Raw genomic sequence first — 12,335 nt, forward strand, 5'->3', positions numbered from 1 at the left:
CCGGTGGTTTCGCCCATAATCGCGGCATAGTCACCCGCCGCAGAGCCTCGCAGGAGCCCCATGGAGCAATTTCGCAATATCGGTATCATCGGCCGCCTTGGCAGCTCCCAGGTGCTCGACACCATTCGCCGACTGAAAAAATTCCTCCTCGAGCGCCACCTGCACGTGATCCTCGAGGACACCATTGCCGAAGTGCTGCCTGGCCATGGCCTGCAAACCTCTACCCGCAAGCTGCTGGGCGAGGTCTGCGACCTGGTCATCGTGGTCGGCGGCGACGGCAGCCTGCTGGGCGCCGCCCGCGCTCTGGCCCGGCACAACATTCCGGTGCTGGGCATCAACCGTGGCAACCTGGGCTTCCTCACCGACATCCGCCCCGACGAGCTGGAAGAGAAGGTCGCCGAAGTGCTCGACGGCCACTACCTGGTGGAAAACCGCTTCCTGCTGCAGGCCGAGGTACGCCGCCACAACGAAGCCATCGGCCAGGGTGATGCACTGAACGACGTGGTGCTGCACCCGGGCAAGTCCACGCGCATGATCGAGTTCGAGATCTACATCGACGGCCAGTTCGTCTGCAGCCAGAAGGCCGACGGCCTGATCGTCGCCACCCCCACCGGCTCCACAGCCTATGCCCTGTCGGCCGGCGGCCCGATCATGCACCCCAAGCTCGACGCCATCGTCATCGTGCCAATGTACCCGCATACCCTGTCGGGCCGGCCGATCGTGGTCGACGGCAACAGCGAGCTGAAGATCGTGGTGTCCAAGGACCTGCAGATCTACCCGCAAGTATCCTGTGACGGCCAGAACCACTTCACCTGCGCCCCCGGTGACACCATCACGGTGAGCAAGAAACCGCAGAAGCTGCGCCTGATCCACCCGCTGGACCACAACTACTACGAGGTCTGCCGCACCAAGCTCGGCTGGGGCAGCCGCCTGGGAAGCAGGGACGACTGATGCTCGATCCGGCGCGTAGTTTCGACATCATCGGTGACGTGCACGGTTGTGCGCTGACCCTTGAACGCCTGCTCGACGCCCTTGGTTACAAGCGTATGGCCGGCGTGTGGTGCCACCCGCGGCGCCAGGCGCTGTTCCTTGGCGACATCGTCGACCGCGGGCCACGCATTCGCGAGGCGTTGCACATCGTCCACGACATGGTCGAGGCCGGCCAGGCGTTCTGCATCATGGGCAACCACGAGTACAATGCCCTGGGCTGGGTTACCCCGGCGCTGCCTGGCAGCGGCAAGGCCTTCGTGCGCGAGCATACGCCGCGCCACGCCCGGTTGATCGACGAAACCCTGACCCAGTTTGCCAACCACCCCGCTGACTGGCACGACTTCGTCAACTGGTTCTACGAGTTGCCGCTGTTCGTCGACGCCGGGCGTTTCCGCCTGGTGCATGCCTGCTGGGACCCGCGGCTGATCGAGCCGCTGCGCCAGCAGTACCCCGACGGTCGTATCGACGAGCACTTCATCCAGGCTTCGGCGGTGAGCGGCAGCTTTGCCGCCACCGTGTGCAACCGCCTGCTGCGCGGTACCGACATGCGCCTGCCGGACGGCCTGACCCTCACCGGTGGCGATGGCCTGACCCGTGCCTTCTTCCGTACCAAGTTCTGGGAAGAGGACCCGCAAACCTACGGCGACATCGTGTTCCAGCCAGACGCTCTGCCTGCGGAAGTGGCCAGCACCCCGCTCAGTCACAGCCAGAAGAACGCCTTGCTGCGCTATGCCGAAGACGAGCCCATGCTGTTCGTCGGCCATTACTGGCGCAGCGGCCGCCCGGCGCCGATCCGCGCCAACCTGGCCTGCCTGGACTACAGCGCCGTGCTCTACGGCAAGCTGGCCGCCTACCGGCTGGATGATGAAACCCGCATCGACCCGCACAAGTTCGTCTGGGTCGATGTGGACCGCCCACAGGCCAACCAATGAACATTATCGAAGTGATGCGCCTGCCGCTGTCGGTCGACCTCAGCGGCTTCGTTCACCTGCTGCAGCGCCTGCAGGTGCCGCACCGGGTCAGCGAGGAAGGCGATGCCCAGGTGCTCTGGGCCCCCGACACCCTGGCGGCAGACGTCCGCGAACTCTACCAGCGCTACCCCGACGGCAACGCCGACCTTGAACTTGCTCAGGACCCTGTGGGAGCGGGTTTACCCGCGAATAGCCCTACACAACCGTCCCTGGCAGAACAGGCCAGAGCCTGCAAAGTCACCACTATCACCCTGCTGCTGTGCTTCATCGTCGCCGGCCTTACCGGCCTGGGCGACAACTTCACCACCATCAGCTGGTTCACCTTCCTCGACTTCCGCGTCCAGGGCGACTACCTGTATTTCAGCCCACTGGCGCAAAGCCTGGACGAAGGCCAGTGGTGGCGCCTGGTATCGCCCATGCTGCTGCATTTCGGCGTGCTGCACCTGGCCATGAACAGCCTGTGGTACTGGGAACTGGGCAAACGCATCGAATTGCGCCAGGGCCCGTGGGCGCTGCTGGGCCTGACCCTGTTGTTCAGCCTGGTGTCCAACCTGGCCCAGCACTTCAGCAGCGGGCCGAGCCTGTTTGGCGGCCTGTCCGGCGTGCTGTACGGCCTGCTCGGGCACATCTGGCTGTGCCAATGGCTGGCACCCGACCGTTACTTCAACCTGCCCAAGGGCGTGCTGGTGATGATGCTGATCTGGCTGGTGGTGTGCCTGAGCGGCGTTATCGACACCCTGGGCCTCGGCCAGATCGCCAATGCCGCCCACGTCGGCGGGCTGCTCATCGGATGCCTGACCGGGCTCTTGGGTGGGGCGCTGGCCCGGCGTAAACTGTCGGCTTGAATCAGGAGACACTATGTCCACTTTCGCGCAAATGATCGAAAACATCACCCCGGAAATCTACGAAAGCCTGAAACTGGCCGTGGAAATCGGCAAATGGTCGGATGGCCGCAAGCTCACTGCCGAGCAGAAAGAGCTGTCGCTGCAGGCGGTAATCGCATGGGAGATGAAAAACCTCCCCGAAGACCAGCGTACCGGCTACATGGGCCCGCAGGAATGCGCCTCGAAGTCCGCGCCGATCGCCAACATTCTGTTCAAGTCGGACTCGGTACATTGATCGAACTCGCTCGTGGCTCGTTGAGCAAGATGGCGGTAAGCCTGCAGGCACCAGTGGTGCAGTACAGCTTCCGCCTGGATGACACGCAGGTGCCGGTGAACCCGCTGATCGGCCAGCGCCTGCGCCTTGAATACCTCGGCGCCATTCACTGCAGCCATTGTGGCAAGCGCACCAAGACCAGCTTCAGCCAGGGTTACTGCTACCCGTGCATGACCAGGCTGGCCCAGTGCGATGTGTGCATCATGGCTCCGGAAAAATGCCACTACGACGCCGGCACCTGCCGCGAGCCGTCGTGGGGCGAACAGTTCTGCATGACCGATCACGTGGTCTACCTGGCCAACTCGTCGGGGATCAAGGTCGGCATCACCCGCGCCACCCAGCTGCCCACCCGCTGGCTCGACCAGGGCGCCAGCCAGGCCCTGCCGATCATGCGCGTTGCCACCCGCCAGCAGTCCGGCCTGGTTGAAGACCTGCTGCGCAGCCAGGTGCCGGACCGCACCAACTGGCGCACCCTGCTCAAGGGCGATGCCGAGGAGCTCGACCTGGTCGCCATTCGTGAGCAAGTCTTCGACACCTGCGCAGATGGCCTGCGCGAGCTGCAGGGCCGCTTCGGCCTGCAGGCGATCCAGCCGCTGGCCGATGCCGAAGTGGTGCAGATGAAGTACCCGGTCGAGGCCTACCCGGCGAAGATCGTCAGCTTCAACCTCGACAAGGACCCGGTAGTGGAAGGCACGCTGCTGGGCATCAAGGGCCAGTACCTGATCTTCGACACCGGTGTGATCAATATTCGCAAGTACACGGCCTACCAGTTGGCCGTGCTCCAGTAAAAAGGACCTGCACATGCGTACCGAACAACCGCAAGTGATCTACCTCAAGGATTACCAGGCGCCCGAGTACCTGATCGACGAGACGCACCTGACCTTCGAGCTGTTCGAGGGCCACACCCTGGTCCACGCGCAACTGGTCATGCGCCGCAACCCGGCACGCGGTGCCGGCCTGCCGCCATTGGAGCTCGATGGCCAGCAGCTGGAACTGCTGCGCGCCTCGCTGGATGACCAGGAGCTGCAGCCGGGCGACTACCAGCTCGATGCCGACAGCCTGACCGTGCAGCCCAAGGCCGAGCGCTTCACCCTCGACACCAGCGTGAAGATCCACCCCGAGAGCAACACCGCACTGGAAGGCCTGTACAAGTCGGGCAAGATGTTCTGCACCCAGTGCGAGGCCGAAGGCTTCCGCAAGATCACCTACTACCTCGACCGCCCGGACGTGATGAGCACCTTCACCACCACGGTCATCGCCGAACAGCATCGCTACCCGGTATTGTTGTCGAACGGCAACCCGATCGGTAGCGGGCCGGCAGACGATGGTCGCCACTGGGCGACCTGGGAAGACCCGTTCATGAAGCCGGCCTACCTGTTCGCCCTGGTGGCCGGTGATTTGTGGTGCGTCGAGGACAGCTTCACCCGCCAGTCCGGCCGTGACGTGACCCTGCGCATCTACGTCGAGCCCGAGAACATCGACAAGTGCGACCACGCCATGGTCAGCCTGAAGAAGTCCATGCGCTGGGACGAAGAAGTCTATGGCCGCGAGTACGACCTGGACATCTTCATGATCGTCGCGGTCAACGACTTCAACATGGGCGCCATGGAAAACAAGGGCCTGAACATCTTCAACTCCAGCTGTGTGCTGGCCCGTGCCGAAACCGCCACCGATGCCGCCCACCAACGCGTCGAAGGCGTGGTTGCCCACGAGTATTTCCACAACTGGTCGGGCAACCGCGTCACTTGCCGTGACTGGTTCCAGCTGTCGCTGAAAGAAGGCTTCACGGTGTTCCGCGATGCCGAGTTCAGCGCCGACATGAACTCGCGCACGGTCAAACGCATCGAAGACGTGGCCTACCTGCGTACTCACCAGTTCGCCGAAGATGCTGGCCCCATGGCCCACCCGGTACGCCCGGACAGCTTCATCGAGATCTCCAACTTCTACACCCTGACCGTGTACGAGAAAGGCGCCGAAGTGGTGCGCATGGTTCGTACCCTGCTGGGCGCAGACGGCTTCCGCAAGGGCAGCGACCTGTACTTCGAACGCCACGATGGCCAGGCGGTGACCACCGACGATTTCATCAAGGCCATGGAAGACGCCAACGGTGTCGACTTCACCCAGTTCAAGCGCTGGTACAACCAGGCCGGCACCCCACGCCTGGAAGTCAGCGAGGCCTATGACGCGGCCGCGCAGACCTACAGCCTGACCTTCCGCCAGAGCTGCCCGCAGACCCCGGACAAGGCCGAAAAACTGCCGTTCGTGATCCCGGTGGAACTTGGCCTGCTGGATACCGCAGGCAACGACCTGCCGCTGCAACTGGCCGGCGAAGCGACAGCGCAGGGCACCAGCCGCGTGCTGTCGGTGACCGAGGCCGAGCAGACCTTCACCTTCCAGGGCATCCGGGCCAAGCCGCTGCCGTCGCTGCTGCGCGGTTTCAGTGCACCGGTCAAGCTGAGCTTCCCCTACGACCGCGACCAGCTGATGTTCCTGATGCAGCACGACAGCGACGGCTTCAACCGCTGGGAGGCGGGGCAGCAGTTGTCGGTGCAGGTGTTGCAGGAGCTGATCGGCCAGCATCAGCGTGGCGAAGCACTCACGCTCGATCAGCGCCTGATCACCGCCCTTGGCACCGTGCTCGGCAACGAGTCGCTGGACCCTGCCATGGTTGCCGAAATGCTCTCGCTGCCGGGTGAGGCCTACCTCACCGAGATCAGCCAGGTGGCCGACGTGGACGCCATCCACGCCGCCCGCGAGTTCGCCCGCCAGCAGATCGCCGAGCAGCTGTTCGACGCCCTGTGGGCGCGCTACAAGGCCAACCGCGAAGTGTCGCGCAGCACCGCCTACGTGGCCTCGGCCGAGCACTTTGCCCGCCGCAGCCTGCAAAACATCGCCCTCTCTTACCTGATGCTGAGTGGCAAGCCACAGGTGCTGGAAGCGACCCTGGAGCAGTTCGAGCACTGCGACAACATGACCGAGCGCCTGACCGCGCTGGCAGTGCTGGTCAACTCGCCGTTCGAAGCCGAGCGGGCCAAGGCGCTGGAAGCCTTTGCCGAGCACTTCAAGGACAACCCGCTGGTCATGGACCAATGGTTCAGCGTGCAGGCGGCCAGCGCGCTGCCGGGCGGGTTGGCGCGGGTCAAGGCGCTGATGCAGCACCCGGCGTTCACCCTGAAGAACCCGAACAAGGTGCGCGCGCTGATCGGCGCCTTTGCCGGGCAGAACCTGGTCAACTTCCATGCGGCGGATGGCTCCGGCTACCGCTTCCTGGCGGACCTGGTGATCGAGCTGAATGCGCTGAACCCGCAGATCGCCTCGCGGCAACTGGCACCGCTGACCCGCTGGCGCAAGTATGACGCTGCGCGTCAGGCCCTGATGAAGGGCGAGCTGGAGCGGATTCTGGCTTCTGGTGAGCTGTCCAGTGATGTGTATGAGGTTGTGAGCAAGAGCCTGGCTTGAGCCTGTAGAAACTGGGGCTGCTTTGCAGCCCATCGCCGGCAAGCCAGCTCCCACAGGTACTCCACTGCCTTCAATGCCTGTGCAGTACCTGTGAGCTCAATTGTCTTGTATTGCCTGCAAGGGCCTTATTGCTCCCACAGGTATTTGACTGCTTTCAAGGCATGTGCAGTACCTGTGGGAGCTGGCTTGCCGGCGATGGGCCGCACAGCGGCCCCTGCTTTTTACAGGCGACAACAAAACATAACACCCCGCCCGTTGTGTTCCCGCAAACATCCCCGCTACGATCCCCTCAAGCTATTGCAGGCCTCTAGATCAGGCTTTTCGCAGTACGTGCAGTGCATTGACCCACCAGACAAGAACAACAGGGGGACAGTCATGAGGGAACAGAACAGGCGCTTTGCCTGGCCATTGGCAGCCGGCGCAGTACTGGCGCTGGGGCTTGGCGTGTGGGCTGACAGCGTGCAAGCCGCTGCCGCCGACGAATACTCCACCGAATCGGCCAAGGCCAGCCAAAGCCTGCTGATCGATACCACTCATGCCGGCAAGCGCCTGGTGGTGGTGGGCGATCGCGGTCATATCCTGTTCTCTGACGACCAGGGCAGCACCTGGACCCAGGCGCGGGTGCCCACCCGGCAACTGCTCACCGCGGTGTTTTTCCTCGACGACAAGCACGGCTGGGCCGTCGGCCACGATGCGCTGGTGCTCGCCAGCAGCGATGGTGGTGCCACCTGGAGCAAGCAATTCGAAGACCTGTCCCGCGAAGCACCGTTGCTCGATGTCGTCTTCCTCGATGCTCGGCACGGCTTTGCCGTAGGTGCCTACGGCGCCTTGCTGGAGACCACCGACGGTGGCCAGCACTGGCAGGACGTGGCCGAGCGCCTGGACAACCCCGACCAGCTGCACCTGAACGGTATCGCCCAGGTGCGCGACGCAGGCCTGTTCATCGTCGGCGAGCAGGGTGGCATGTTCCGCTCCGCCGACCACGGCCAGACCTGGGCCAAGGTCCAGGGCCCTTACGAGGGCTCGCTGTTCGGCGTGATCGGCACTGCCCGGCCGCACACCCTGCTGGCCTACGGCCTGCGCGGCAACCTGTTCCGTTCCACCGATTTTGGTGACAGCTGGCAGCCGATCGAGCTCAAGGTCGCACGTGGCACCCTCGAATTCGGCCTGGCAGGCGCTACGCTTGTCGAGGACGGTAGCCTGGTGCTGGTCGGCAATGGCGGCAGCGTGCTGCGCAGTACCGATGATGGCCAGACCTTCAGTGTCTACAACCGCGCCGACCGCATTGCCCTGGCCGGCGTCAGCGGCCTGGCCGATGGCGGCCTGCTGCTGGTAGGGCAGGGTGGCGTGCACCTGGCTGACCCGCAGGGTGCTGACCAGGAGGTGCGTCCATGACCAGCAGGGAGAGCATCACCATGCACCCGCATCACCAGGACAAGGCCACGCTGCTCGAACGCCTGATCTTCAACAATCGCCCGGTGGTCATCGCCCTGTGCGTACTGGTCAGCATCTTCCTGTTCTGGCAGGCCACGCAGATCCGCCCGTCCACCAGCTTCGAGAAGATGATCCCGCTGCAGCACCCGTTCATCGAGCAGATGATGGAGCACCGCAACGACCTGGCCAACCTCGGCAACACCGTGCGCATTTCGGTGGAGGCAGTGAATGGCGACATCTTCGACAAGGACTACATGGAGACCCTGCGGCAGATCCATGACGAAGTGTTCTATATCCCTGGCGTCGACCGTGCCGGGCTGAAGTCGCTGTGGAGCCCCAGCGTGCGCTGGAGCGAGGTCACCGAGGAAGGCTTCTCCGGTGGCGAGGTGATTCCCAACACCTACAACGGCTCGCAGGACAGCCTCGACACCCTGCGCGACAACGTGCTCAAGTCGGGCCAGGTGGGGCGCCTGGTGGGCAACAACTTCAAGTCCAGCATCGTCGATGTACCGCTGCTGGAGAGCTACCCAGACCCGCAGGACCCGGGCAGGCAGGTGAAGCTGGACTATCAGCAGTTCTCGCACCAGCTGGAAGAAAAGATTCGTGACAAGTTCCAGGCGCAGAACCCCAACGTGAAGGTGCACATCGTCGGCTTCGCCAAGAAGGTCGGCGACCTGATCGACGGCCTGGTGATGGTGGCGATGTTCTTCGGCGTCGCCCTGGCCATCACCTGGGTGCTGTTGTACTGGTTCACCTGGTGCATCCGCAGCACCATCGCCGTGCTCATCACCACCCTGGTGGCGGTGGTCTGGCAGCTGGGGCTGATGCATGCGGTGGGCTTTGGCCTGGACCCGTACTCGATGCTGGTGCCGTTCCTGATCTTCGCCATCGGCATTTCCCACGGGGTGCAGAAGATCAACGGTATCGCCCTGCAGTCGAGTGACGCCGACAACGCGCTGACCGCCGCCCGGCGCACCTTCCGCCAGCTGTTCCTGCCGGGGATGATCGCCATCCTTGCCGACGCCGTGGGCTTCATCACCTTGCTGATAATCGACATCGGGGTGATCCGTGAACTGGCCATCGGTGCGTCCATCGGTGTGGCGGTGATCGTGTTCACCAACCTCATCCTGCTGCCGGTAGCCATTTCCTATGTCGGCATCAGCAGGAAGGCCGTCGAGCGCAGCAAGCAGGACGCCACCCGCGAGCACCCGTTCTGGCGCCTGCTGTCGAACTTCGCCAGTGCCAAGGTGGCGCCAGTATCGGTGGCCTTGGCGCTGGTCGCCTTCGCCGGTGGCCTGTGGTACAGCCAGAACCTGAAGATCGGCGACCTCGACCAGGGCGCGCCGGAGCTGCGCCCCGACTCGCGCTACAACCAGGACAACAACTTCATCATCAGCAACTACTCGACCAGTTCCGATGTGCTGGTGATCATGGTCAAGACCCCGCCCGAAAGCTGCTCGATCCACTCGACCATGGCGCCGATCGACGAGCTGATGTGGACCATGCAGAACACCCCTGGCGTGCAGTCGGCGATTTCCCTCGTGACCGTGTCCAAGCAGGTGATCAAGGGCATGAACGAGGGCAGCCTGAAATGGGAAACCCTGTCGCGCAACCCTGACATCCTCAACAACTCCATCGCCCGCGCCGATGGCCTGTACAACGGCGACTGCTCGCTGGCACCGGTGCTGGTGTTCCTCAACGACCACAAGGCCGAAACCCTGGAGCGGGTCACTGCCGTGGCCAAGGCGTTTGCCGACAGCCACAACAAGGAAGGCCTGCAGTTCCTGCTGGCGGCGGGCAACGCCGGGATCGAGGCGGCGACCAACGAGGTGATCAAGTCGGCCGAGCTGACCATCCTGATCCTGGTGTACATCTGCGTGGCGGTGATGTGCCTGATTACCTTCCGTTCGTTTGCCGCCACCCTGTGCATTGTCCTGCCGCTGGTGCTGACCTCGGTGCTGGGCAACGCGCTGATGGCCTACATGGGCATCGGGGTCAAGGTGGCGACCCTGCCGGTGGTGGCGCTGGGTGTGGGCATCGGCGTGGACTATGGCATCTACATCTACAGCCGGCTGGAAAGCTTCCTGCGCGCCGGGTTGCCGTTGCAGGAGGCTTATTACGAGACCTTGCGCTCGACCGGCAAGGCGGTGCTGTTCACCGGGTTGTGCCTGGCCATCGGCGTGTGCACCTGGATCTTCTCGGCGATCAAGTTCCAGGCGGACATGGGGCTGATGCTGACTTTCATGTTGTTGTGGAACATGTTCGGGGCGCTGTGGTTGTTGCCGGCGTTGGCGCGGTTCCTGATCAAGCCGGAGAAGATGGTGGGCAAGGAGGGCGGGTCGATTTTTGCCCATTGAATTGCAGGGGGCCGCTTTGCGGCCCATCGCCGGCAAGCCAGCTCCCACAGGTACAGCGCAAGCCTCCAGATTTGTGCGATCCCTGTGGGAGCTGGCTTGCCGGCGATGGGCTGCAAAGCAGCCCCATGGCTATAATGCCAACTCATTTCAGATTGGTACCCCCATGTCCCCCCTCGCCACCGCCCTGCAGTCCTGTGACATGCTCCTGATCGACGGCCTGCACGCTTTCGACTTCACCTCCGATGAATCCGGCCTCACCATCGAATGCATGGACGGCCGCCAGCTCCGCCGCTGGTCCTTCACCCCCGAGCAGATCACTGCTGCCATCGCCGTGGGTGACGAGTGGCAACTCGACGATGCCAACGGCGAGCATCGACTAGTCTGTATGAGTGCCTTTCGTGCCCCGGATGATGATGAAGATGAATCGGATCTGGACGAGCCTGCTGACCGCTAGCCTGATGAGCATGACCCTCCACGCCCACGCCGCCACCTTGTTGGTGGGCAGTTACACCGATGGCGCCAGCCAGGGCATCTACCGCTATCGGTTTGACGAAAAGACCGGCCATATCGACCCTGCGCCGCAGCAGGTGGTGAAGAGTGTCAGCCCTTCCTGGCTGGTACTGTCGGCCGATCAACGCCAGCTGTTCGCAGTCAATGAAACCCCGAACGGCCATGCCAGCAGTTTCAGCGTCAGTGCAAAAGGCGAGATCAAGCCCCTCAACCAGGTGGCCAGCCAAGGTGACGAGCCGACTCACGCCAGCCTCAGCCAGGACCAGCGTTACCTGTTCGTGGCCAACTACGCGGTCCAGCCCGACCCCGGCGGCAGCCTGGTGGTAATCCCGGTGGCCAAGGACGGCAAGCTCAAGCCAGTGGTGCAACAGGCCCGGCACAAGGCGAGTGGGGTCAACCCCGAGCGCCAGGTCGGCGCTCATGTGCATTCGCTGGTGTTGTCACCGGACGGTCGCCACCTGTATGCCAGCGACCTGGGTGCCGACAAGGTGTTCATCTACCGCTACGACGGTGCCAGCGCAGACCACCCGCTGACGCCGGCGATCCCCGCGTCGGTGGACCTGCCGCCGGGCAGCGGGCCGCGCCACCTGTTGTTCGACGCCAAGGGCAGGCACGCCTACCTGACCCTGGAGATGACTGCCGAAGTGGTGATGTTCGATGTGCAGGAGGGCAACCTGGTCGAGCGCCAGCGCCTGCCCCTGACCGAGAGCAGGGAGGCTGCGGCTAAAGCGGCAGGTGGCTTGCATCTGTCGGCGGACGGGCGCTTCCTTTATGTGAGCAACCGTGGCACGGTCAACGAGATCGTGGTGTTCAGCGTGGGCAAGCAGGACGGCCAGTTGGCATTCCTGCAGCGCCGTTCGGTGGAGGGTGATCACCCCCGCGAGTTCGCCCTCGACCCGAGTGACAACTTCCTGCTGGTGGCCAACCAGAAGAGCAACCAGATCGTGGTGATACGCCGCGATCCGCGTAGCGGCCGCCTGTTGGAAACGGTACAGACACTGAAGCAGGATGCGCCGTCGGACCTGAAGTTCATCGAGTGATATCGATCGGCGTGATAATCGATACTGCCGCAATGAATTTTTGCCTGCGGCTTCGGCGGCGTAAGTTTGACCCAAGGCCCAAACGGGCCAACGTCAAACCACCGCCGTCGAGGTCAGCCCAGATGAACTTCAATCTCTTCCCGGTCATTGCCGCATCCGCCATTTCCGCTTCGGTCGTGTTGCCGACGCATGCCCATGCCGACAGCAGCGGCAAGGCGTCCGCCACCCATAGCTACACCGAACAGTACCTGCGCCAGAGTGCCAATTTCCATGCGGCATTGAGTGGCAAGCACCACCACTGAATCCTGTACTGGCCCTATCGCCGGCAAGCCGGCTCCCACAGGGGTTGAGCAGGCCTCAGGTCCAGCACCGTACCTGTGGGAGCTGGCTTGCCGGCGATAGGGCCAGTACAGGAA

11 protein-coding genes are annotated in these 12,335 nt (G+C 63.5%); all 11 read left to right on the forward strand.

Going from position 1 to position 12,335, the window contains the following annotated elements; translation table 11 throughout:
- Positions 1–60 precede the first annotated feature (60 nt).
- Positions 61–951, forward strand: a complete 891-nt coding sequence (locus V3314_RS11370) for an NAD(+) kinase (protein ID WP_025338255.1) — start codon at positions 61–63, stop codon at positions 949–951.
- The gene (locus tag V3314_RS11375; protein WP_338460227.1) at positions 951–1,922 is read left to right on the forward strand and encodes a metallophosphoesterase; all 972 of its coding nucleotides are present in this window, start codon (positions 951–953) and stop codon (positions 1,920–1,922) included. The genes V3314_RS11370 and V3314_RS11375 overlap by 1 nt, the downstream gene beginning before the upstream one ends.
- Positions 1,919–2,806, forward strand: a complete 888-nt coding sequence (locus tag V3314_RS11380; RefSeq protein WP_108480205.1) for a rhomboid family intramembrane serine protease — start codon at positions 1,919–1,921, stop codon at positions 2,804–2,806. Before V3314_RS11375 ends, V3314_RS11380 begins: the two co-directional genes overlap by 4 nt.
- 13 nt (positions 2,807–2,819) lie before the next feature.
- Complete coding sequence (locus V3314_RS11385; RefSeq protein WP_003260154.1) at positions 2,820–3,080, forward strand: DUF1315 family protein; 261 nt, start codon at positions 2,820–2,822, stop codon at positions 3,078–3,080.
- A complete protein-coding gene (locus V3314_RS11390; RefSeq protein WP_135002828.1) occupies positions 3,077–3,907 on the forward strand; it encodes a DUF2797 domain-containing protein in 831 nt (276 codons plus the stop codon). Before V3314_RS11385 ends, V3314_RS11390 begins: the two co-directional genes overlap by 4 nt.
- Before the next feature lie 13 nt (positions 3,908–3,920).
- Complete coding sequence (gene pepN, locus V3314_RS11395) at positions 3,921–6,578, forward strand: aminopeptidase N (RefSeq protein ID WP_338460228.1); 2,658 nt, start codon at positions 3,921–3,923, stop codon at positions 6,576–6,578.
- A gap of 375 nt (positions 6,579–6,953) precedes the next feature.
- Entirely contained in the window at positions 6,954–7,973 is a 1,020-nt protein-coding gene (locus V3314_RS11400; protein WP_338460229.1) for a YCF48-related protein, read from the forward strand.
- 20 nt (positions 7,974–7,993) lie between these two features.
- A complete protein-coding gene (locus tag V3314_RS11405; protein ID WP_085601525.1) occupies positions 7,994–10,369 on the forward strand; it encodes an RND family transporter in 2,376 nt (791 codons plus the stop codon).
- Between the two features lie 163 nt (positions 10,370–10,532).
- Complete coding sequence (locus V3314_RS11410; protein WP_025338261.1) at positions 10,533–10,823, forward strand: DUF5629 family protein; 291 nt, start codon at positions 10,533–10,535, stop codon at positions 10,821–10,823.
- Complete coding sequence (locus V3314_RS11415) at positions 10,789–11,919, forward strand: lactonase family protein (protein WP_235431434.1); 1,131 nt, start codon at positions 10,789–10,791, stop codon at positions 11,917–11,919. Before V3314_RS11410 ends, V3314_RS11415 begins: the two co-directional genes overlap by 35 nt.
- A gap of 122 nt (positions 11,920–12,041) precedes the next feature.
- Positions 12,042–12,221: a hypothetical protein gene (locus V3314_RS11420; protein WP_063913828.1), complete on the forward strand. Its 180-nt coding sequence runs from the start codon at positions 12,042–12,044 to the stop codon at positions 12,219–12,221.
- The last annotated feature ends 114 nt before the right edge of the window (positions 12,222–12,335 follow it).

The sequence above is a fragment of the Pseudomonas sp. TE3-3-F2023 genome (assembly GCF_036784815.1).
Taxonomy (GTDB): Bacteria; Pseudomonadota; Gammaproteobacteria; order Pseudomonadales; family Pseudomonadaceae; genus Aquipseudomonas; species Aquipseudomonas pudica.